We start from the raw sequence: 20,900 nt of genomic DNA on the forward strand, positions 1-20,900 counted from the left end.
CCGGAAATCTTCGTCGCTCCGATCGACCCCTCCTTGGCCGACACCGCCGAGTTCTGCGCCGCGCTGTTCTACTTCTGCCGCGCTCGGCTCACGCGGCCTGGTCGTCGGCCTCACCCGCGCCGGCGGCGGCAAGGAGGCGTTGCGCGGTGCGCGAGGTGATGCCGAGTTGGGTGGCCAGCTCGACGCCGAGGCCCCGGGTGCTGCGGCCCTCGGTACGGGCGGTGGCAAGGAGGTGAAGGGCGGCGGTCAGGCGGGGGTCATCGGCGTACGGGTGGGGTTTGCGCGGGCCGGTCACGCTGCCGGGCGTGCGGCCGGTGGACTGCCGGCCGGTGCGGGCGTCGGCGACGGCCCACACGGTGCGCCGGTACCACCATCGCCGTTTGCGTCCGTCGGACAGGATCTCGATGTCGTCGGGCCGGCCGAGCAATCCGTCTGGCAGGTTGCGGTAGGAGCTGTACCGCAGGATCTTCGCGGCGGTGCCGGAGCCGACGAGTTCGTTCGGGTCGCCGCTGCGGTCGATCTCGGTCAGTTCGGCGAGTTTCGCGGCGCGGTGCGCGGCATGGAACGCGGTGATCTCATCGAGCCAGAACCATTCAGCGCCGGAGGCGTCGGTGAAGCCGTCCGGGAAGCCGACCCTGGCACGGTGGAGGTGCCAGTGATTGACGGTGGTCCGGGCCGCGCCGGTGTGGGTGGCGACGCCGTCGCGGTCGAGGGCGGCACGTCGGTTGAAGGTGCGTCGAGCCACGTCGGTCATCCTCCCTCATGCGGTTCGGGTAGCGGCGAAGCGCTTCGGTCTCGCGTTGGCTCGTGGGGTCGAGGTGGGCCGGTAGCATCGGGCGCACGCCTGCCCGGGGAGGATACGGCCGCGTGTGCGCCGTGGGTGGCCTTGTGTGCAGGCGAGGTGACCGGTCCGGGTTCGCGCGCACCGTTCGAGGTGCGTCCGGACCGGTCACTGTCCCCTGGTCAGGAGTAGCGGCCGGCGAGCCGCCAGCAGACGGCGGCCATCGTGGCGATCGGCATCGCGATGAGCTTGGCTTTGCCTCTGTCGTTGGTGGCCTCGCACACGGCGAGGATGACGTTGGCGGTGCTCATGTCCAGGACCACACCGTCGACCTTGCGCCAGGCTCCGGCGCGGGCTTCGCGGAGGGTCGCGATGATGGCCGGGGTGCCGCTGGTGGCGTCGTCGGGCATGGCTTCGATCTCGGCCAGGTCCGGGCAGTCGAGGCAGGTGACCTGGTGCGGGTCGTCAGTGATGCGCGTGATCGGTCCGTCGTCGGCGCCGCAGACCGCGCCGAGGCTGCGGGTCGCCTTCGCGTGCACGAGCCTGGGGCTCATGGGCGGGCCTCGCGGTCGCGGTCCTCGACCATGGCCGGCGCGGTGGTGGCGGGTCGAGGGTGATACCGAGGCGGGCGCCTGCCGTGCCGGGGAGCAGGCTCAACAGGAAGACGATCTCTGCGCTCAGCTGGTCGTCGTGGTCATGCGCAATGCGGCAGGCGTCACGGAGCCGTTGGTAGGCGTCGGTGACGGCCGCGTTGAGTGCGGCGCGGTCGTCGTCGCGGGTGCAGGCGACGACCTCGGCGGCGGCGTAGGTGCGTTCCTCGCCGGTCGGGAACCGCAGTCGGTACCGCTCGATATATGTGCTGTACGGGGCGGGCGTGACGTCGGTGACGGTGCCGAGACGGTACTCGACCGGGTGGCGTACCCGGGCGGTGTCGTGCAGGTCCATCGGTGCTCCGTTCGCTGGCGGCTCGCTGGCGGTTCGCTGGCGGTTGGCTGGCGGTTGGTGGGGGTGGTCGGTCTCGCCGTGGCCGTTGACCTCGACGGCGATCACCTCGTCAGGTGTCTCGGTGATGTCGACGTGCAGGTAGAGGTCGCGTGTGCGGCGCTGGACGCCGACGGAGACGCCGTACACGTCGGGGACGACGTACTCGGTGGACCCGGCCGCGGACTCCGGCGGATACACCCGCAGGTTCAGGCGGTCGAGGATGCCGGCATGGTGCGGTCGGTGCGGCAGGAGTCGGCGAGTCCCGGGCAGGCCACCTGGCGCGGGATGCCTGGTGCCGGGCGGGTGGGTGGGCGTGTCCGTCGCTGTCCGGTGCGGTGGTCGGTACGCCGGGCAGGGCTTCGCGGAGTGCGGTGTGCAGCTGTGCGCGGAGGCCGGCGACGGCGGCGCGCCGCCGGGCGGCCGGCGCCTCGTGTTCGGTGTGCCGCGCCGGGTCGGTCTCGGCGAGGGCGCGGTGACGTTGGGCCGTGCCGTGCGCCTCGGCGACCATGGCGGCGAGGGTGAACAGGTGCTCAGCGGACACGACGGTCACCCCAGCCGGGCGACGTGATGGTGTCGCGCATGCTGGACAGCGGTTCGCCGGTGTCGGTGATGATCCAGAAGTCCCAGCCGTCGCCTCGGTCCCGGTCCCTGGGCAGCGCCATGCTGCATACCGCGTCGCGGGCGAGGCCGGGTCGGGTGAAGGTGTGCCCGGCGAAGGGGCCGGCGGTGATGCGCAGGGTGCCGTCGGTGAGGAAGTAGGTCGCCTCGGTGGGGACGTCGCCGACGATGGCGTGGAGCGGGATCTCGTCGGTGCGGTGGATGAGGTTATCGATGAGGCGGTCGATCATCTCGGCCGGGGTGATGCCTCGGGCGGTGGCGAGGCGGTGCAGCTCGCTGAACGTGTGGTCGTTGACCTCGATGGTGGGCATCGGGCTACCTCCGGTGCTCGGGATGCAGGGGCGGGCGGTGACCAAACGGCTCCGCCCGCCCGCCATCGGTCAGCGCGCGACCGGTCCGGTTGCGGCGGTGGTGCCGGGCTGCATGGTCGGGGATGGCACGGCCGGGGCCGCGTCCGGTGAGGCCGTGATCTGTGCGGCGACGAACCGTGGGGAGATGAACGGCGGGGCCGCGTCGACCTTCGGGAGTACCTCGGCGACTTTGCCGCTGCTGCGGTCGAGGCCGATCGCGGCGTACGCGGTGAGGTGCGCACCGACGGCGAGTGCCTGCTGGCAGGTGAGCCGGACCACGACGGGTCGGGTCCGTTCATCCCGCGCACGGACCACGACGTCACCTGTGGGCAGCGGCTGCACCGGCAGGAACGACTCCACTTCGGCCTCGGCGGTGAATGCGTCATCGAGCATCTCGGCGAGCGCCCGATGCTGGCGGCTCACCGCGGCGTCCCAGTACTTCACGGCCTGAACGTGCCGGGCTCGTTCGTCGGGGTCGGCCGCGTGCTCGGCCATCGCGTGCGCCACCTGCGACTTGGCGTAGGACACGCACAGCTCGTTCATGGCGCGCATGATGGTGTCGCCGTTCACGGTGGTGATCTCCCTCGATGCTGGAACGGATCGAGTCGGGGCCGAAGGTCGAGGCGCCGGCTGTGCGGTGACGGATGCCCCGGGCCGGGCCGGTGCCCCCGGCCCGGATCGGGCCGGGGGCGGGCCGGGTGGGCGGTGCGGGCCGGTGGACTGCGGCGGGCGCGTCGGGGCTGGGGATGCCGGGGTGCGGCGGTCGGCCACCGTGACGCCCGCCGGTGCCGGGGCCGGGCCGGATGTGTCCCGGTGCCGACCCCAGTACCGGCGAAGGAATCGGCGCACGTCAGACCGCCAGCAGCTCGAACGCGCGGGCCTTCAGGTCCGCGCCGGTGCCGGTCAGTGCCCGGGTCGCCCGCGCCGCGTCGCTGGCCGCCGGGGCGAAGTGGTCGATGTACTCGGTGATCGCCTGGTATCCGGCCCACCGGGTGCCCTTGATCGCCTTCTGCGTGTCGGCGTCGCGGATGAGGTAGCGCAACGTGTTGGTCCGCTGTTTGGCGTTGTTGCGGGTGGTGTCGGAGGCGTCGTCGGCGACCGGCCACAGCTCGGCGACGATCTTCTCGAACTGACCCATGGTCAGCGCCTCGTTGATCATCCGCTCGGCCTCGGTCTCGAACGTCTCGAAGTGCTTCCACATCAGGCCCAGCGCCGCACGCGCCTCGCTGATCTTCGTGGTGACGTTCGAGGTGTGCCGGAACGTGTAGGAGCTGCGCGACCGTTCGTAGGCGAGTCGCTGCGTGTTGGCGCAGACGATGCGGACCGGGGTCGCGTCGAGGCGGATCCCGGAGCTTCCGTCGTGGCTGGTGTTGCACGCCAGGTAGAGGTCGATGTCGTCGACCCCGGCGATCTGCATCGCGGAGGGCAGTTTCATGGTGACGAAGACCCGTCGGCCTTCACGCATCGAGCCGGCCGTTTCGAAGTGCGCACCGGACTCGTCGACCAGGAGGTTGAGCAGCTCGGTGACCTGCTCGTTCTGCACGGTGGTGTAGTCGTCACCGACGATGCCGAGGTACTCGGTCTCGCCCGTGACGGGGTTGGTCCGCACCGTCATGAACTTGTCGGGGCAGTCGACCTTCGTGATGCCGCCGACCTTCGTGACCTCGATGCCCTGGATGGCGATCTTGCGGACTTCCCAGCCGCCGAGCCACGCCTTCGTCATGACGTCCTCAGCGGTCATGCCCTCGTCGGTGACGGTGCCGAGCTGGTGCCACGCGGACAGCCTCGCGGAGGCGAAGGCGGTCTGACCGTTGGCGAGTGTTTCCAGTTCGTGTGCCATGGCTGGCGTTCCTTCCGGTCGTGTGCTGATGGGTGGGGCGGCGACGCCGGGGGTTCGCGCCCCGGCATCGCCGTCACAAACAATGTTTCCTACCTCCATGGGTCGATCAAGGCGATCGACTGGAGTCGATCGAGGTTTCTGTGACGAATCTGGGCCCGATCATCTGCCGGTCCAGGCGCCCGTCCGGCCGTAACGGGTCGGGCGTGGTGGAGCAACCGGACCGGTGTGGCGAGACACGGCGATACGCCGGCGGACGGATCCGACCCGGGGTGTCGCGCTACGCGGTGGAGTCCGGTGTTGCCGGATCGTCGAGGCGTGGGGTTGGTGCAATTGGGTCGCGTCCAGGTTCGAGGGTGGCGAGGACGTCGCTGTACAGCGCGTGCAGTTCCCCGCGCACGCGTACGAGGCGCTTGCCCCGGGTGAGTTTTGGCGGCATGGCGTCGGTGACGCGAGCCATCAATCCGTATAGGTCGCGCCGCTCGATGAGCTCGGCGCAGCCCTCACATGCGGCCCACCGCTGGCCCCACGCCGCCGTCATGCCCGGCGTGGACTCGGTGCGCCGGACTCGCGCGGCCCGGTGCCGGTGGCGGTAGTCGCGGGCGTCGACCACCGTCGCCGTAACCGTCCTAGTCTCGGTGTACCGGTCGGCGCAGCGGTAGGCCCACATCGGCTCCGGCCGCGAACAGAAGTCGCACTCCAGTACCGCATCGGGCAAATCGGCGAGCGGCACCGGACGGGCGGGATGCTCGCAGGTACCACCGCGCAGCTCTTCCGCGTGCAGATAGGCGAGTCGCCCACCGGCATACCGGACGTTGAGCGCCCGCCGACAGAGGGCGCAAAAGACCGCAACGCCGGGCCCGTCGCCGCCGGACCGTGGGCCAGCGGCGCCGATGCCTGCGCCGGTCACGCCAGCACCTCGTAGGTCGAGGCCGGACACGTCATGTCGGCGCCGCAGGTGGATTCGTACTCGTGGGCGTGGTCGGTGCACATGAGCACGATCTCGGTCCACGGCGCGGACAGTGCAGTGTCCGGCGAGTCGGGATCGATGACGAGGCAACGTCCGTTGCAGTCGCACGAGGTGCCGTCATGCCGAGTCGTCAGCCGTGCGACGGCTGGTCGGGTGCAGGGGCCGGCGTCGACTTCGGTGATGAACTCCGCGTTGAAGGTCGGCGTGGTGATCCGCAAGGTGCACGTCTCGCGGGGGTTCGCAGGTGCATCGAGGCTCGGCTGCGTGCGGGTCATGACTTGCCCGCCCGCGTGGTGTCGGGGTCGTGGCATGGCTGGTGTTGCCTTTCGGATCGGGTGCCGGTCGGGTTGGGCGGCAGCGCCGGGGTTTGCGGCCCCGGCGTTGTCGTCACAAACAATGTTTCCTACCTCCGTGGTCCGATCAAGGTGATCGGTTGGAGTCGATCGAGGTTTCTGCGGCGGATCTGGCGCCGCCGCCGGCATCCGGCTACGCGGCGCCGGTGCGGTCGTACAGGCGCCCGTCCGGGCCGTACACGTACGCGCGCACGGTGCGGAACGGGGCCGGTAGGTACACGGTGAACCCGTATGCGGGCACGAACACCGACCGGTAGGTCCGGGTGATGCCGAGGGTCCACCCGTCGGGTTTGGTGCCGTGCGTGCCGGGCGGCATGATGCCGCCGCCGGGCCGGTCAGCGCGGGCGCGCCGGTGCCGGGCGTTAGCGATGTGCGGGCACAGCATGAGGGCGGCGGTCATGCACTCGGAGTGGCCGGGCGGGTCGGTGTAGCGCAACAGTTCGGCCGCACGCGGGGTGCCGAGGAACGCCACCCAGTACCCCATCGGCTCCCCGCACAGCGAGCACCGCCGGGCGGCGGCGAGGTCGGTGGAGGTGGTCGTGTTGATGGTGGTGAAGTCCACGGCGGACGGTGTGCCGTCCGGCCCGGGGTGCAGGTTCACCGGTGGGATCGGCAGGCCGCGCCGGGGGTCGCGTGGGCGTGCGGCGAGGGTCGCCGGGATGTCGGGCACCTCCGCCGGGTCGGGCCGGGTCACGACCGGTCACCGCCGCTCACGTCGATGATCTCGGTTTCCGGGTACCGGGTGCGCAGCTCGGTACGGACCTGCACCCATCGCGCCCACGTGAGCCGGTAGGCCGCCGTGTCGAGTCCGGCGAGGGTCATCACGTCGTCTTGGATGCCGGCCGACACCTCATCGGCGAAGGCGGCAACCATGGAGCCGCCCGCCACCACATACACGGTCTCCGGCGGCGCCGCCGGGTTCGGCGAGGTTGGGCCGGCCGTGGTGTCGGGGGTGGTGCGGCGGTGCTCGGCCAGCCACCCGGCGACCACCGTTGCCGGGTCGCCGCGCAACGCCTCCAAGTCGTACGCCTCGTCATCGAGCCACCCGAGATGATCGATGACCGTCCAAGCCGGGTGGATCAGCCACGACTGCCGGACCGCCTGCCAGACGGTCAACCGGGCGGGCACGGTGACCGGTTCGGCCGGTCCCGACCCACCCGGTCCGGACACAGGACACAACGCGGTGCCGTCGAGGTGGGAATGCGCGGGTCGGGGTGCCCACCCGGCGAGGGGCCATTCGGTCGGCGGGACGGCGTGCACCGGCTCCCGGCATTCGGGGCAGCACAGTGCAGCGGGTACGCCGGTCACGGCCGGGCGCCAGGGGTGATCGGCCGGCGGGTCGGTCGGGGCCGGGTCGGTGGTGTGCGCGCCGTCGGGGTCGGGCCGGTGCAGTGGTGTCGTGGTCATGCGGTGCCTCCAATGGTGAGTCGTGGGGTCCGGGATGGATACACGCCCGCCGGGGCCGGGCGCGGTGCCCGACCCCGGCGGTCAGCGGTCACGCGGCGATCAACTCACCGGGGGCGGTCGTCGGCGCGGCAGCGGGCGTGGCCGGGTCCACCGTGGCCGTCGGGTCGGTGGCCGCGGTGTCGCCGGTCGGCGCGCTGCCGGTCGCCGTGTCGCCGTTGGTCGTCGTGGCATCGGTCGCCGGGGCGTCGGGTGCGGCCGGGACGGCCAGCGCCGGGGCGGTCATCAGGGCGGCAACCGGCGCGGTCGGGGCCGGGGCGTCGGGGTTCACCTCGTAGGTCACCGGCGCCTCGTTGACCAACAGCAGCACATCGGCCTGTTCGAGCTTCTCCATCGCGTTGCCGACCGCGCCGGAGCTGCGCCCCAACTCACGCGCGACCGTGCCCGGGGTCAGCCGGTGCCCGGGGCCGAGGTCCCGCATGAACGCCTCGACCCGGTTGCGCAGCCCGTTCTTCATCAGCCGCTCCGACCCGTCGCTGTTCGACTCCGGGGCAATGCGGCCGGTGCCCGCACGGCGGGGCGTCACGGCAGCGGAGGCACGGCGGATGCGCCGGGTGTGCCCGCACGCGGCGCAGGTGACGTGCGTCGGGGCGTTGGCCGGGTCCACCGTGGCGAGGTCGGCCTCACCCAACACCCACGTCTCGGTCCCGTCGTCGGCGACACGACGCACAGCGGCACCGGCAACCTCCATCGCGGCGAGGATCGTGTCCGCGACCCCCACGGCGAGGCCGCTCTTGTTGATGGCGTCAACGGCGCTCACGCCGTCCGGGTGATCACCGAGCACCCCGGCCATGAGCATCACCTTCAGGTCCGGCTTACGCGGCGCCACCGGCGCGGCCGGGACCGCCGCCTCGGTGTCGGCGGTGGGCTCGCCGATGCTGACCGGTACCACGGTGGCCGGGTCGTCGTTCACAGTCGCCTCATCGATGTCGATGCCGGTGTTCGCCGTCGTGGCCGGGGTGGCGGTGTCGTCGGCGGGCACGGCGGCCTCGTTCGCGGTGTCGGTGGTGGGCACGGTGAGCTCGTCGTCGTCATCGGTGGCGGTCGTGTCCGTGTCGGTCACCTCGTCGGCGGTGCCGGTGTTGGCGGTGCCGGTCGCCTCATTCGGCACGTCGGCCGGGTCGGTGTCGGCCTCGGGCGTGGGGTCCTCGGCGTTGGCGGCGGCGGCAGTGACGGGGTGCCACACGTCGGCGCCCTTGCGGCTGCCGTTGGCGGGGCCAGGGGTGCGGGTGGCGGCGCCAGCGGCCTCCATCACGGTCAGCGCCTTACTGGCGGTGGAGGCACCGACCCCGGCGGCCTCGGCGAGGTCGCGGACAGTGATACCGGTCGGGTGGTCGGCCAGCGTCCGAGCGACGGTGTCGGCGGTGGTGGCCTTCGGGGCGGTGGCGGGCGTGGTCATGACGAATTACCTCCGGACAGAATGGTGGAAATGACGATTCCGCTACGCGCGTCGCGCATTGTTTGTTGCGGTGTCGCCGGGGCGTTTGTTGTTGCCCCCGTCCATGGACCCTCTGCACGGGCGCATTGTCAACCCCGATGTTCATGACTCTTTCGGAAACCCGTTTCGGGTCCGGTCGCGCACCTCGTTACGGGTCCCGTGGCGGCGTGACATCGCCATTGCGGGCGTTGTGCGCGACGTGGGCGCACGACGCCCCGCATTGGGTAGGTCGGTATAGGTGCCGGTGTCTGCGATGCCGTGCGGGCGCGGTGCGGGTGGCCGGTTCCAGGTGCGGACATGCCGCGCGCCCGACCAGTTGGCCGGGCGCGCGGGATGGGGGCGGCGCGATCGGCGGTCAGCCGATAATCGCGGCGGCCGTGATGAATGTGGGAAGAATCACTTCGTCGGCCAGCGGGACAAATCGCCATTCCGTAACTCTTCCGGCGCCTCGAAAGCTCTATTCAGCTCGGTACGATGCGCCGAATCGCCGCTATCTGAGAAACCCACCCGGATAGTTTGCTAACCTTCACGACATCGCCAGTTTTCGGCGCTTGCACAATGAGCCCGGACCCGATGAACATGCCGACGTGACCGGGGTCGGTGCGGGTGCCGCCACTGCCGGGAATGAGGATCAAGTCACCGGGTCGCAGGGCGTCGGCATCGGGCACGGCGGTGCCCGCGTGGACCTGATCGTGGGTGGTACGCGGGATGGTGATTCCGGACGCCCGGTACGCCTGTTGCATGAGCGAGGAACAGTCGCACTGCCGCCAGGGCACCCCGGAATGGGCGGCGGTGCAGTCACCGCCGAACGTGTACGGAGTACCCACCTGTGCCAGTGCCCACCCGATCGCGGTCACCACCGGCGGCGGGGTGCCCGCTGGAAGGGTGAAACCCACAGGCAGCGAGGCCGCCACGTCCGGCGGGAGCCCGTCGCCCCCGTCGCATACGACACCGCCGGTGTAGCCGGCCTGCTCGGCCGTGAGCCCGGCAGGGGCCGCGCCAGGGGTGGTCACGGTGGCGTGGCATCCGGACGCGGCACCACCCCCACCACCGCCGAACAACGCGACCACAGCACCCACCCCGGCGGCGATGATGAGCACGAGCACGGCGACCACTCCGCCGACGGCCCATGCGATCACCCGTCCCATGCCGCACCGTCCCCGGTGGTGCCGGGCAGGTCGGTCAGGGTGACCCGTGCCGGGTCGCCGGGACGGCGCCACACCACCCCGGCGGGGCCACCGTTGGTGGCGGCGTAGTCGTCGGCGGCGGTCGCGACGGTCACCTCACCGGGCACCCCGGCGCGCGACAGGTAGGCGTGGAGATTCGCCTCCCTGGCGGCGGTCGGCAGCCAGAACAGCACTGGGTAGGCGCGGCGGGGGCCGAGGGCGGCGTACCCGCTGAGCTTGTCCGCGACCCGTTGCAACGCCTCGGTGCCGAGGTCCATTTCCAGCCAGAACGGCACCGCCCGCCCGCCGGCGATCCACACGCCGTGACCGTCTGGGCGGACGAGGCTGCCGGTGGCGTCGCGGCACCGTGCCTCGTTCCACCACCGCCCGAGCCGGACCCCGGGCCGGGTCCGGGCGTGACCGTTCAACGCGACGAAAAACCCGTTCGTGGCGAGGAGATGGTTCAACCGGGGCGACATCGCCAATCGGGCTGTGGTGTCGCGTACGGCGGCCGGGCGGGGCATCGCATCGCCCTGTCCGGCCGCGACGATGGCCGCACCGATCGGGCCGAGGGTCCACCGCCACGACTGCGAACCGGGACGCTGATAGAGGCGGAACCGGTCGAGGATGTCCCGCGACAGCAGGACGTTGAGCCGGTTGCGGGCACGGCCGGTTGACCCGAACGCCAGTTGGACCAGGTGCTCGGTGGTGAACGTCTGGTGTTCGTCGAGCAGGTCCAGCAGGAGCCGGTCTCGGGGGGTGACTCTGGCGAGTTCGGCGGCGACGACGGACGCCGTGAGGCGGGAGCTGCTGGCAGGTTGGATACCGATAGGAGTGATAGTTCTTATCAGTCGGTTCCGGTCCACCAGTCCTCCTCACCGTCGTCGACCAGCAGGGATGACGTGTTCATGGGCGAGGGTTCAGGCGAGCGTTCCAGGTCGTTGGATTCCTCGTTGGAACGCTCGTTGGAACCCTCTAGTGAGCCCGCCCCATGACCAGCGAAGGTGTTGCGCCCCACCAGCGAACCCTCACCACCGCAGTCGGCATCTACGTCGGCTTCAGCACCGACTTGGTCGGTGGCCGCGTCGCCGAGCAGCTGGCGACGTTTACCGGCCGGCAGGCCGGTGTGGTGCCGGGCGAGGCGCCGCAGTTCGGTGGCTCGGCCTTTGATCGGCTTCGGGGGTGCGATGGTGTCTGCGGTGACCGGTGGAGCGACCCGCCCGCCGGTTACCGGCCGGAGGACGACCTCGAAGCCGCCGAGCCGCATCAGGTCGCCCTGGTCGAGGTAGGGGCGGACGTGGTGGGACTGGTCGACGGCGTCCTTCGGGGCGAGCGCGAAATACACCTTGTTGCGGGCGTTGGCGTCGAGGGCCTCGGCCATGTCTCCGGACAGCTGTCCGAGGTACTGGTGGGCGAGGACGAACGAGGTGTGGAGGCCGCGGGCCTCGGCGAGGGCGTCATCGATGCCTATCGGCAGGTGCAGGAAGTTGTGGCACTCGTCCAGCACGATCATGGCGTCGCGGCGGTCGGCTTCGGCGATGCGGGCGCGGGCGGCGGTGGCCTGCCACAACCCTGCGAGGAGGAGCGACCCGATCAGTCGGGTGCCGTCCTCGCCGATGACGCCTTTCGGCAGCCGGGCGAGGAGAACGCCGCCGTCGAGGATGTCGGCGGACCGGAACGTCGTGGACGGTACCCCGAACAGGCCGCTGGCGAGGGGGTGGGCGAGGACCAGACGGAGCCGGGACAGCAGCGGCGCCACGGATGCGGCCCGCTGTCCAGCGGGTAGGGCGTCGAAGCCTTCCCAGAACTCGGCGAGGGTGTTGCCCTCCCAAGCGCCCAGACTGGTGATGACCGCCCGGACGCGCCCGGCCCGCCACTTCGCGTCGGACAGCAGGCGTGGGAGTTGTGCCAGGGTCGAGCCCGGCAGGTGTGCCAGGGTGAGCAGTGCGTGGTAGCAGATGTCGGCGGTGCGGTGCCCCCACCACCGCGCCCATACCTTCGACATGACGGAGGTGACGGCGGCGGCCACGTCGTGCGCGGTGCCGCCGTGGACCTCGGGGTCGAGGAGGTTGATGGCCGGCGGGGCGGTGCGCTCGTCCGGGTCGACGATGACAAGCCGGTCCCCGCAGTCGCGCGGGAGCACGTCGAGGAGGTCGCGGATCAGGTCGCCTTTGGCTGGGTCGAACGCGGCGACGCCACGTCCGGCCTCGACGTCGTCGAGGATCATCCGCAGCAACAGCGATGTCTTGCCGGTGCCGGTCGGGCCGCAGACGTGCAGGTGGTGGCGGCAGTCTTCGAGGGAGATCCCCACTCGGACGGCGGGGCCGGCGTTGGCGACGCCGATCACCTTCCCGCTGAGTCCGCGCCGCTGCGACGGCGGGACGAGGTTGAGGCGACGCTGCCCGTGGGTGCTCGGCGCGGCGGGGTTGGTGGAGTGCCCGGGGGTTCTGGTGGCCGTCATCGTGTGCTCCGCGCGGCCGGTGGGTTTGCCTCGCCCGGATCGGCGGTCGCGGTGGCCCGGCTGGATACCGGGCGGTGCTTCGGTGTGCTGCTGACCGCAGGTCCGGCGGTGAACACTTCGGGGCTGGCTGGGCGGCGGCGGGACGCGGCGGCGGGCATGCCGTACGCGGACGGTTCGGCGGGCAGCCCGGCCAGGGCGGCGGTCTCCTCGACCGAGGCGAGGGTCATCCGCGACGTGGGCACCCACCGCCACGTTGCGGCAGCGTGCGCTCGGCGGAGCCGGCGGCGGGTGAAGTGCGCCGACAGGAGCCCGAACCCGGAGGTGATGTCGGCGGCGGCGGCCCGCGCCGCCGCGGTGGTCGGCCCGGTCGCGGTGGCGTGCACCACGACGAGCAGGTGCGGCGCGGCGGCCAGCTTCCCCCGGGCCTGCCGGGCCAGCTCGTTGAGGTACGGGTCCGATCGGCTGGCCGTGTGCTTCCGGCTGCCCGGGCCCGGCGTGACCACGTCGAGGATGCCGATGACCAGCGTGCGGAGCCCGTCAGCGAGCAGCCCGATCGCCCGGGACGCGCCGGTGCGGGGTCGGCGGGCACGGTCGGGATTGGTGCTGGCGCGGCGCAGTCCGGCGACCCGGCAGGCGGGGGCGCGGGTGACGTGGACCTGCAGCAGTCCTCCGCCGGTGCGCCCGGCGGCGGCGAGCCCGTCGTAGACGGCCCGGAGCCGGTCCTCTTCCGGTGGTGCCCCGGCCTCCCACCGCTGTCCCCGCGACGGTGCTGCGTCGTCGACGAGGGGCAGCCACTCCGCTTGTGTCGGCTGCACCGCGACCGCGACGACCGGGACGCCGGAGGCGAAGGCGGGGGTGCGGGTCTGTTCGGCGCGGGCACCGGGCCAGGCGCGTTGCAGCAGCCGCAGCACGGCGGTCGGGTTCACGCCGGGCGGCAGCCACAGCCCGCACCGCATGCCCTGCGGGGTGGCGTGCACCTCCCAGATGAGGCGGTGCGGACGCCACACCGACCCGCTCGAGGCGGGCAGCGCGGTAGCGAGGAGCCGCCACAGGCCCACGGTCGCGGCGGGGGTCGCGGACACCGGCGGGACGATCTCCAGCCAGCGGGCGCGGGCCGCGTGGCGGCGCCACACGCTCCGCCGCCACCACCCCCACCCGACCCGGGCCGCGATCAGGAACAGGAGCACGCAGACGAGCTGCGGCCAGGACGCCCGGACGAATACGGAGACGGTGTCCGGGGCGTTGTCGACCCAGGTGCCGCACATCACGCGCCCGAACACCGAACCCGGAATGCCGTCCTGCCCGGGGACACAGGTGGCGGGCGGCGGCACAACGGGCGCCAGGGTGGGGGTTGGAGACGGCGGGACGAGCAGGGTCATCGCCAGCGGCATGGGACACTCCATCGGGTTCGGCTGAGGCTCGTCAGCGGCGGCCGGCGGCCGGGCCGGTCACGACAAGATCGTGTTCGACGTCGGATGCGAGACTGTGAAACGCGACCCTGCTGTTTCCGCAGGCCAGAAGCGCATCTCCGCGTGCCGCGGACAGCAGGAACGCCCGCTCCCCGTCGGTGAGCCCGAACGCCTCGGTGACCGCGTCGATCGCCTGCGGTGCCTGCCGCAGCAGGACCTGTGTGGCCGCGTTGGACACCACGGCGCGGCCGATCTCGGTGCCGAGCACGTCGGCGGCGTCTTGGGTGACGACGGTCAGCCCGGCCCCGTGCTTGCGGGCGGACTTGGCGAGGCGGAACAGGAACTTGGCGCCGAGCCCGGCGCGCAGCATCAGCCACGCCTCATCGACTAGCACCATGCGCCGCACGTCTGGTGAGGCCGTGTTGGCGACCTTGCGCCAGATCGCATCGAGGGTCAGGAGTGTGCCGACCGGCTTGAGCTCGTCGGGGAGGTCCTTGATCGCGTACACGACCAGGTGCCCTTCCGGGGCGGTGGTCGTCGGGCCGTCGAAGAGCCCCGCGAACGACCCGGCCACGTAGGGGTGTAACCTGGCGGCGAGGGTCTTCCCTGCGTCGCCGATCTCGGTCAGGGCCTGCGCGACATCGGCGAGGAGCGGTGCGGGGCGCCGCCAGGTGCGCGGGTCGGCGGTGATGCCCTTCGCCCGGTATACCGCCAGGACGGCCGCATCGAGGACCGGCACCTCCACCGGATCGAGCGCGGCGGCGGCGTTGTCACCTGCCGTGAGGACCGCGACGAACGTCTGCATGAACAACGTCCGTCGGAACAGCGCATCGGCCCCGTCGGCGGCGGACAGGTCGAGGGGGTTGATCCGCACGCCTGGGGCTCCGGGTCGGATGATCGTCCCGCCGACCGCCTCAGCAAGGCGGATGTACTCGTCTTCGGGGTCGACGACGAACGCCTCAACCCCGAGGTACAGGTTGCGGAGCAGGTCGAGTTTGGCCAGGTAGGACTTGCCTTCACCGGAGCGGGCGAGGATGACGGCGTTGAAGTTCGACTGTGCCCACCGGTCCCAGACGACGATCCCGGCCGAGGCCAGGTTGAGGCCGTAGAGCACGCCCATCCCGGTGTCCCCGGCCGTGATCGGCAGGTCCGGGCTGGTGAATGGGAAGCTTGCCGCCAGGGCGTCGGTGTCGAAGACCCTGCGCATGCCGAGCGCGTCGAAGGCCAGGGGCAGGCTGGTGATCCAGCCCTGCAACTGTCGCCACGTCACCGGGGCGACGTCGAGCAGCAGCGACGACGCCAGGCCGCGGACCTCGGCGACCCGGTCGGCGAGGTCCTCCGGGCTGGAGCCGTGCACGGTCAGGTACAGGCCGAGGCGGAACAGCCGGGCCTCGCCGCGGGCGACGCGGGCAGCGAGGTCGGCGGCGTCCGCTGCGGCGGAGTCGAGCTCGGGGTCGTCGAGTCGGCCCTTGCCGGCGTCGGACCGGCGCGACGATTCGAGTCGGCCGCGCTGCTTGCGCAGCCGGTCGGACGCGACGACCGGCGGGACGGGTTCGATGTGCAGGGCGACGTCGACCCGGCCCGGGTAGGACAGGATCGGCTCCAGCCACCCGGCGCCGACCTCGGCCGGGTAGCCGACCACGGCCAGGGTCGCGGAGTGGTCGTCACCGACGCGGACCGACCGGCCACCGACCTCGACAGCGTCCGGGCTGCCCGGCAGCACGCCGGGCCTCCCGGCCGTCGCAGTCGCGGAGCGGCGGCTACGAAAGCGGGCGATCAGCTTCATGCGAGGTCACCGTCTTCCAGATCGGCCGGCGGCTCGGCCGCCGGGTCTGCGATGTCGGCCGCCCAGCCGGTGATCGGGGCGGCCGGGTCGAGGCAGGCGGCGAGCGCCGCCTGCGCGTCGTAGCCGTCCAGGACCGTCGCGGCGACCTCGCACCCGGCCAGGGCCCGCACCGCCTCCCGCGCCTGATGGGCGGTGTGGGTCGGACCGCGCCGTCCCCGCACGGCGACGGTGACCTTCCGGTGCAGCAACTCGCGTTGGCTGGCGAGATCATCGAGGAACGCGACGTGCGAGCGGGCCGCATCCTCCAGCGCCGGGTGTGGCAGGGCCGGGGCGCGGTGCTCGATGCGGTCGGCAACATGGGTCAGGTCGACGCGTTGCGCCCGCACGAGGATCTGTGTCGGCCCGGCGAGGCTGTTCAGCCAGCGGGCGAACCCGGCCACGAGACCGTTCTGCTCGCCGGGGGAACGCAGCCCGAACGCCACCGTGGACGCCGACACGAGCGCGGTCGTGCCGTCCGGGCCGAGGTCGATCAGCCCGTCGACGGTGATGCCCTTCGCAGGCAGCCGCAGCGGCGCCGGGAGCGGCAGCTTGTCACCGGGTCCGTTGGTCGTGGTCACCCAGGGCGGCGCGGCGCGGATCGGTTCGTCGGCCGGGACCAGGCGGTGCGGAGCGCGGCGGTGCCGGATCGCGGCGAGGAGCCACCCGTCGAGGCTGACGCCGTCGCGGCGGCCGACCGCCAGGAAGAACGCCGCCCCAGCCACGGGGATCGACCCGGCGATGAAGTACAGCGGATTGACCACCGTGGCGAGAGCGGTCCACACCGCGTACAGGATCAGCGCGGTAACGGACAGAATGACGACCTGCCGCAGGGTCAGACCGAACACGATCCGGTCAGCCCGTTCCACGTCTGCGGGTACTCGTGCCCGCAGCGGCTCATCAGGGGTACGACGGGGCATCGGTGCTCACTCCCCTCGGGGACGGCGACGGACGGGACGCGGCGGGACGCTCGGCGCCGCCGGGCGCACCGGACGGGCGGACGGCGCCGGGACCGAAGACGGAGCCGGGCCGGGGACGGGACGGCGGGCCGGGAACGGGACCGCCGGACGAACCGACGGGGACCGGAGGGGCGGTGGGGACGGACGATCCGGCGGAGACGGCCGGGCGGTCGGGGACGGACCGGTCACCGGAACCGACTCGGGGGCCGGGACGGGACGGAGCGCAGGGGACCGGACGGACGGACGAACCGGCGGGGACGGGCGGGGCGCCGGGGTCGGTGCCCGGGTGGCACCGGTCGGCCGGTGCGCCCGTGGGGGCGTCGCCGGAGCTCGCTTCGCCGCCGTCGGACGCGGCCGAGGCGGCGTCGCCGGAGCCGCCGAGAACGCCGGCGTGACCGGTCCCGGAGGCCGCTTCGGCACGGCCTGCGCCTTCGGCGCCGCCGAGAACGTCACCGCCGGCGCCCTGGTAGAGGGCGGCGCGGAGCCGGTCACCGCGGTTCCCGGCGTCGAGGTGCTCGGCGCGTGACTGAACGGCGTCACGCTCGGCGGCGGCGCCGACTGTGCTGTGCCCGGTGTTGTGCCGGGCGCCGCCGAGAACGCGGCGGGCGGGGCCGCGCCCGCCGGGGAGGGGCTCGGCGTGGCGGGCGGGGCCGCGTTGCTGAACGCCGGGGCGGCCGTCGTCGCGGCGGGCTGCGCCAAGGGCGTATGCGTCACCGGGGCGTTGCTGAACGCGGCCGGTCCGGCGGGCGCCGGGGACGGCCGGGACGGTCCCGGCCGGGACGGGCGAGGCGGTCCGGGACGGGGCGCCCGCCCGGGACCGGGACGGCCGGGACCGCCGGGACGGGGACGGGGCGCCGCCCCGGGCCCTCGCCGGGCGGCCGTCCCCGCGAGGCCGTTCGCCGCCTTCGCCCCGCCCAGGATGCCGGCCGCCGCCCCGAGGGTCTTGACGGTCAGGACGGTGGTGATGAGCTGGCCGAGCAGACCTCGGCCCTTGGACTGGCCGAGCGGCCCGAGGATGAACATCTTCATCCAGCCCGGCAGTTTGATCTGGACCCAGAGCATCGTGAGGCAGACCAGGATGCCGAGGAGCCCGTCTTCGCCGACCGGCAGGCCGAGGACGGCGCCGCTGGACGGGGTGAGGAACACCCGGATCGTGGCCAGCATGATCACGGCATGGGCGAGCTGCATGCCGAGGCACGCACCGAACGCTCGCCACCACGTGTAGGCGAGGCCCTCGGTCTGCGGCGTGCTGTGGCAGATCAGCGCGAGCGGTGCCACGCCGACCAGCAGGATCAGGCAAGCCACTCGCACGATGAAGGTGAACAGCACAAAGATGGCCATCACCAGCACGGCGACGATCATCAACAGGAACAGGAAGCCGTGACCCATGATCGCGCCGGTGAGCGCCTGGGTAATCGCGCTCGCCGCCGCGTGGCCGTCGACGCCTTCACCGGCAATTGCGGCAGTCAAGGCGTTGACGGCCTGGAGGATCTCGCGGATCAGGACGAGTGACATGTTCGCGCCGACCCCGCCGATGATCAGGCGCGGCAGGATTTCTTTGAGGCCGTGCCGGGTCTGCAGGGTTTCCCGTGACGTGACGATGAACCCGCCGATGACCACGAACAGCACGAAGACGGCGTTGGCGATGACGAGGCACGTGGTCCAGATCGCCTTGACCTGCGGGTTGTTCGTCAGGTCCGGGGTCGACAGGACGGTCGTGCCGAGTGTGTTCATGATCGGGGTGAGGCTTGCCTCGATCATCCAGGCGAAGAAGTCGTTGATCGCCTTGCGGATCTGGCCGGGGATGTCGTACCAGGCAGGATCGTCACCGCTCGACGTGGCGGGCGGCGTGCTCGGGTTGCTGCCGGGCGTCGGGTTCGGTTGGGGTGTCCCGGTCGGGCTCGGGTTCGGGTTGCCGGTCGGTGGTGGCTCGATCGGTGTTGGCGTCGGGTTGGGGTTGGTCGTCGGGTTCTGGCCGGGCATGACCACGGTCCCGCTCGGGCTCGGACGGCTGCCGGTGTCCGGGATGCCGGGCGGTGGGGAGGTTGTCTGCCCAGGTCCGGGCATCGGTGACGGGTCGGCCATCGCCGGGGCGGTCAACGCCACGGCGATACCCGTAACCAGACCGGCGCCGAGCAGCAGCGCGAGGACCAGCCGGGCGGGGCGGCCGAGGCCCCGCCCGGCGTGCGTCGGAGTGCGGGTCATGGCTAGGCCACCCACTGCCCGACGATGGTGACGAACAGCGGCGCCAGCAGCGCGAGGGCGTACCCGAGCAACGCCGACTTCAGCTCCAGTTTGGCCTTCTCCGCCTGGCCGGGGTCACCGTTGGCGGCCATGAGCCGCAAGCTGCCAACAGTGAGGAACAAGGTGGCGACGGCGGCGATGATGCCGAGAAGCCAGAGCCGGATGTTGTTGACGACCGCCTGGATCGAGTCGGCCGCCAGCGGCACCGGCGCACCGGTCTCGGCGGCGGCAACGGCGGTGTCGCCGAGGACCGCCGCAGACGCCAGCACACCGGCCAGGACGATGCAGATCGGGACGAGGCGGGTCGCCTGGTAGAGCACCCAGTTCGAGGGGTGCATCCGTGGCCGGCGCAGCCGCCGGGAGGGCTTGCGCCGCAGTCGGCGCACTCGGTTGGGCGTGGTGGTCATGGGATTTGGCACCTCCGGGCGCAGGCCGCGACCGGCCCCGGGCATGGCGGGGCTCGGATGCGGCGCGTGGGTGGCAGAGGCGGGAGCAGACGATCCGCACGTGGTGACCTGGGATTTCCGACCGGCGCGGGGGCCGTCCTCCTCACAGAGGTCAGATGGGGCCGGGCGAACGGGGTGTCAGCGCCGTCAGCGGGGCCGGCCGGGGTCACCTACGCGGGAAGTCCCGCATCAAGGGAATACAAATCCGAGGGTCGTTTTGGAAAAGCGCAGCCCAACGCCGGTACGTCAAGGGCGACCGGGCGCCACCTCGGGCACGGTGCGCAGGGTGGCCTCGGCGATAACGTCGGCGGTCGAGTCGCTGAGGGCACCGGCCCGGATCGCTGCGACGAGCCGCTCGACGGCGGCGGTGCGCCGCTTGTAGACACCCCAGCGCGGCAGGCCAATCCGCTCGGCGTAGTCCGCGACGCTGACGTCCTCCAGGTACGTGCCGCCGATCAGGTCGGCCTCCGCGACGGTGAGCACACCCAGCCGCACCGCACGAGCGAGGACCAGGTCGGGGTGCCCGTACGGGGCCGGCGGCAGCGCCGAGCCGGGCGCGAAGTTCGCCTCCCCGGACGCGGCCGGCTCCTGCTCGCGCAACGCGGCGCGGGCACCGGAGAACGCCGCGTTGAGCAGGGCGTTCACGATCCCCGGCTGGTCGATGTCGACCTTGTTCAACGCCTTCAGGAACGCCTCGACGAGCGCGGCGTGCAAGTCCCCGGAGGACAGCTTCGACAGCAGGTGCGCCCGGTGCCGCAGCCCCGGCAGGGCCACGCCGACCGCGCCAACGACCCACCGCTCAGCCCCGGTGCGGGACTGGATGACGAGGAACCTCCACGCGGCGTCCTGGGCCGCGGTGCCGTACGAAGGGTGCATGAGGATCGCCGCCAGCTCGGGCAGCGGGATGCGCCGGTTGGGCAGGCCGTGGCCGAGCTGGCGGCCGTCGACCGCCTGCGGCTGCGGGCCTTCCGCACGCAGCCGGAGCCGGTACTCGATCGCGTCGAGCAGTGCGGCGCCGGGCAGGGCGCCCGGGTGCTCGGCGAGCTGGCCGGCGGCCGGGCGAGTGTTCGCAGACATGCAGGTACTCCCTGATGGTGAGGTGGATGCCGAACCGCGACCGGGGTCCGGTCGGCGGTGCAGCACCTACGCCACCAGGGCCTTTGAACAGATCGTGAACACTGATGATCTTGTTGCAGACTGAACACGGCCTGTTCAATGAGGGCGACGCGGACGGCCGTCAATGCGAAGGTCGAGCCCTGCGAAGCCCGCGCCGGCGGGCCTGTGCAACGTCGTGGCAGCCCGTTCAACCCCGCCAGCTTCGGGGATGGACGTCCCAGCCTGAGGCGGATAAACACCTTCGGCGGCGTGGACGCAAAAGGGCCGCGCCGGGCGGCGTGGACCGGAGGTGTTCATGGTCATCGGTGAGATTTCCCCGGCACCTGATCTTGTTCAGACCGCTCCAGGGTCGAACTGGAGGTGCTCAACCCCGACAGTGTCGATCTTGTTCAAGGTGCTGACGGGGCGCTGTCAACGAGGCGGAGCAACGATGACGTGCCATTCGGCACGAAGTCATCTTCGTCGTTCTGTCCTGCACTGGC

Annotated in this window: 20 protein-coding genes and 1 pseudogene; 1 reads left to right on the forward strand and 20 read right to left on the reverse strand. The window is 72.0% G+C overall.

The features are described from left to right. Nucleotides 1-88 precede the first annotated feature (88 nt). From ABZ321_RS30960 to ABZ321_RS30970, 3 genes and pseudogenes are all read right to left on the reverse strand, one after another. The gene (locus tag ABZ321_RS30960) at nt 89-754 is read right to left on the reverse strand and encodes a hypothetical protein (RefSeq protein ID WP_354897829.1); all 666 of its coding nucleotides are present in this window, start codon (nt 752-754) and stop codon (nt 89-91) included. Between the two features lie 209 nt (nt 755-963). Beyond that, nucleotides 964-1,335: a hypothetical protein gene (locus ABZ321_RS30965; protein WP_354897832.1), complete on the reverse strand. Its 372-nt coding sequence runs from the start codon at nt 1,333-1,335 to the stop codon at nt 964-966. Nucleotides 1,336-1,384: 49 nt separating this feature from the next. Next, nucleotides 1,385-1,726: pseudogene (locus tag ABZ321_RS30970) on the reverse strand (hypothetical protein); the annotation flags it as partial. 352 nt (nt 1,727-2,078) lie between these two features. On the opposite strand from ABZ321_RS30970, the gene ABZ321_RS30975 reads away from it, so the two are divergent. Then, nucleotides 2,079-2,333, forward strand: coding sequence for a hypothetical protein (locus tag ABZ321_RS30975; protein WP_354897835.1), 255 nt, complete (start codon nt 2,079-2,081; stop codon nt 2,331-2,333). Here ABZ321_RS30975 and ABZ321_RS30980 read toward each other — a convergent pair. The 17 genes from ABZ321_RS30980 to ABZ321_RS31060 form a co-directional block, all read right to left on the reverse strand. Then, nucleotides 2,296-2,694 (reverse strand): hypothetical protein, encoded by a 399-nt coding sequence (locus ABZ321_RS30980; protein WP_354897838.1) that lies wholly within the window; start codon nt 2,692-2,694, stop codon nt 2,296-2,298. The two genes, ABZ321_RS30975 and ABZ321_RS30980, sit on opposite strands and share 38 nt — an antisense overlap. A 69-nt stretch (nt 2,695-2,763) precedes the next feature. Next, nucleotides 2,764-3,303: a hypothetical protein gene (locus ABZ321_RS30985; RefSeq protein WP_354897841.1), complete on the reverse strand. Its 540-nt coding sequence runs from the start codon at nt 3,301-3,303 to the stop codon at nt 2,764-2,766. Nucleotides 3,304-3,583: 280 nt separating this feature from the next. Beyond that, nucleotides 3,584-4,573, reverse strand: coding sequence for a DUF932 domain-containing protein (locus tag ABZ321_RS30990; protein WP_354897844.1), 990 nt, complete (start codon nt 4,571-4,573; stop codon nt 3,584-3,586). Nucleotides 4,574-4,850: 277 nt separating this feature from the next. Next, nucleotides 4,851-5,480, reverse strand: a complete 630-nt coding sequence (locus ABZ321_RS30995) for a hypothetical protein (RefSeq protein ID WP_354897846.1) — start codon at nt 5,478-5,480, stop codon at nt 4,851-4,853. Further along, nucleotides 5,477-5,815: a hypothetical protein gene (locus ABZ321_RS31000; RefSeq protein ID WP_354897849.1), complete on the reverse strand. Its 339-nt coding sequence runs from the start codon at nt 5,813-5,815 to the stop codon at nt 5,477-5,479. The genes ABZ321_RS30995 and ABZ321_RS31000 overlap by 4 nt, the downstream gene beginning before the upstream one ends. Before the next feature lie 211 nt (nt 5,816-6,026). After that, nucleotides 6,027-6,587: a hypothetical protein gene (locus ABZ321_RS31005; RefSeq protein ID WP_354897852.1), complete on the reverse strand. Its 561-nt coding sequence runs from the start codon at nt 6,585-6,587 to the stop codon at nt 6,027-6,029. Continuing rightward, on the reverse strand, nt 6,584-7,300 hold the full coding sequence (locus tag ABZ321_RS31010) for a hypothetical protein (RefSeq protein ID WP_354897855.1): 717 nt from the start codon (nt 7,298-7,300) through the stop codon (nt 6,584-6,586). Before ABZ321_RS31010 ends, ABZ321_RS31005 begins: the two co-directional genes overlap by 4 nt. Nucleotides 7,301-7,388: 88 nt before the next feature. Continuing rightward, nucleotides 7,389-8,756 carry a helix-turn-helix domain-containing protein gene (locus ABZ321_RS31015; protein ID WP_354897858.1) on the reverse strand — a complete coding sequence of 456 codons (1,368 nt, stop codon included), beginning with the start codon at nt 8,754-8,756 and terminating at the stop codon, nt 7,389-7,391. A 500-nt stretch (nt 8,757-9,256) separates the two neighbouring features. Then, nucleotides 9,257-9,943 (reverse strand): C40 family peptidase, encoded by a 687-nt coding sequence (locus ABZ321_RS31020; protein ID WP_354897861.1) that lies wholly within the window; start codon nt 9,941-9,943, stop codon nt 9,257-9,259. Then, entirely contained in the window at nt 9,931-10,785 is an 855-nt protein-coding gene (locus tag ABZ321_RS31025; protein WP_354898100.1) for a replication-relaxation family protein, read from the reverse strand. Before ABZ321_RS31025 ends, ABZ321_RS31020 begins: the two co-directional genes overlap by 13 nt. A gap of 23 nt (nt 10,786-10,808) precedes the next feature. After that, nucleotides 10,809-12,422 carry a type IV secretory system conjugative DNA transfer family protein gene (locus tag ABZ321_RS31030; protein ID WP_354897863.1) on the reverse strand — a complete coding sequence of 538 codons (1,614 nt, stop codon included), beginning with the start codon at nt 12,420-12,422 and terminating at the stop codon, nt 10,809-10,811. Further along, nucleotides 12,419-13,813, reverse strand: coding sequence for a hypothetical protein (locus ABZ321_RS31035; RefSeq protein WP_354897866.1), 1,395 nt, complete (start codon nt 13,811-13,813; stop codon nt 12,419-12,421). The genes ABZ321_RS31030 and ABZ321_RS31035 overlap by 4 nt, the downstream gene beginning before the upstream one ends. A gap of 31 nt (nt 13,814-13,844) precedes the next feature. Continuing rightward, the gene (locus tag ABZ321_RS31040) at nt 13,845-15,617 is read right to left on the reverse strand and encodes a DUF87 domain-containing protein (RefSeq protein WP_354897869.1); all 1,773 of its coding nucleotides are present in this window, start codon (nt 15,615-15,617) and stop codon (nt 13,845-13,847) included. Further along, nucleotides 15,614-16,573, reverse strand: coding sequence for a PrgI family protein (locus ABZ321_RS31045; RefSeq protein ID WP_354897872.1), 960 nt, complete (start codon nt 16,571-16,573; stop codon nt 15,614-15,616). The genes ABZ321_RS31040 and ABZ321_RS31045 overlap by 4 nt, the downstream gene beginning before the upstream one ends. 6 nt (nt 16,574-16,579) lie before the next feature. Beyond that, nucleotides 16,580-18,817, reverse strand: a complete 2,238-nt coding sequence (locus tag ABZ321_RS31050) for a hypothetical protein (RefSeq protein WP_354897875.1) — start codon at nt 18,815-18,817, stop codon at nt 16,580-16,582. Nucleotides 18,818-18,819: 2 nt separating this feature from the next. After that, entirely contained in the window at nt 18,820-19,263 is a 444-nt protein-coding gene (locus tag ABZ321_RS31055; RefSeq protein WP_354897877.1) for a hypothetical protein, read from the reverse strand. Nucleotides 19,264-19,548: 285 nt separating this feature from the next. After that, on the reverse strand, nt 19,549-20,379 hold the full coding sequence (locus ABZ321_RS31060) for a hypothetical protein (RefSeq protein WP_354897879.1): 831 nt from the start codon (nt 20,377-20,379) through the stop codon (nt 19,549-19,551). Nucleotides 20,380-20,900 lie beyond the last annotated feature (521 nt).

The sequence above is a fragment of the Dactylosporangium sp. NPDC006015 genome (assembly GCF_040614215.1).
In the GTDB taxonomy this organism is placed as follows: domain Bacteria; phylum Actinomycetota; class Actinomycetes; order Mycobacteriales; family Micromonosporaceae; genus Dactylosporangium; species Dactylosporangium maewongense.

Coding starts and splice junctions, on each gene's coding strand:
- ABZ321_RS31020 (WP_354897861.1), bottom strand. CDS start 9,943: ATGGGACGGGTGATCGCATGGGCCGTCGGCGGAGTGGTCGCCGTGCTC.
- ABZ321_RS31010 (WP_354897855.1), bottom strand. CDS start 7,300: ATGACCACGACACCACTGCACCGGCCCGACCCCGACGGCGCGCACACC.
- ABZ321_RS31015 (WP_354897858.1), bottom strand. CDS start 8,756: ATGACCACGCCCGCCACCGCCCCGAAGGCCACCACCGCCGACACCGTC.
- ABZ321_RS31040 (WP_354897869.1), bottom strand. CDS start 15,617: ATGAAGCTGATCGCCCGCTTTCGTAGCCGCCGCTCCGCGACTGCGACG.
- ABZ321_RS31050 (WP_354897875.1), bottom strand. CDS start 18,817: ATGACCCGCACTCCGACGCACGCCGGGCGGGGCCTCGGCCGCCCCGCC.
- ABZ321_RS31055 (WP_354897877.1), bottom strand. CDS start 19,263: ATGACCACCACGCCCAACCGAGTGCGCCGACTGCGGCGCAAGCCCTCC.
- ABZ321_RS30965 (WP_354897832.1), bottom strand. CDS start 1,335: ATGAGCCCCAGGCTCGTGCACGCGAAGGCGACCCGCAGCCTCGGCGCG.
- ABZ321_RS30980 (WP_354897838.1), bottom strand. CDS start 2,694: ATGCCCACCATCGAGGTCAACGACCACACGTTCAGCGAGCTGCACCGC.
- ABZ321_RS31000 (WP_354897849.1), bottom strand. CDS start 5,815: ATGACCCGCACGCAGCCGAGCCTCGATGCACCTGCGAACCCCCGCGAG.
- ABZ321_RS30990 (WP_354897844.1), bottom strand. CDS start 4,573: ATGGCACACGAACTGGAAACACTCGCCAACGGTCAGACCGCCTTCGCC.
- ABZ321_RS31060 (WP_354897879.1), bottom strand. CDS start 20,379: ATGTCTGCGAACACTCGCCCGGCCGCCGGCCAGCTCGCCGAGCACCCG.
- ABZ321_RS31030 (WP_354897863.1), bottom strand. CDS start 12,422: ATGACGGCCACCAGAACCCCCGGGCACTCCACCAACCCCGCCGCGCCG.
- ABZ321_RS30960 (WP_354897829.1), bottom strand. CDS start 754: ATGACCGACGTGGCTCGACGCACCTTCAACCGACGTGCCGCCCTCGAC.
- ABZ321_RS31035 (WP_354897866.1), bottom strand. CDS start 13,813: ATGCCGCTGGCGATGACCCTGCTCGTCCCGCCGTCTCCAACCCCCACC.
- ABZ321_RS31045 (WP_354897872.1), bottom strand. CDS start 16,573: ATGCCCCGTCGTACCCCTGATGAGCCGCTGCGGGCACGAGTACCCGCA.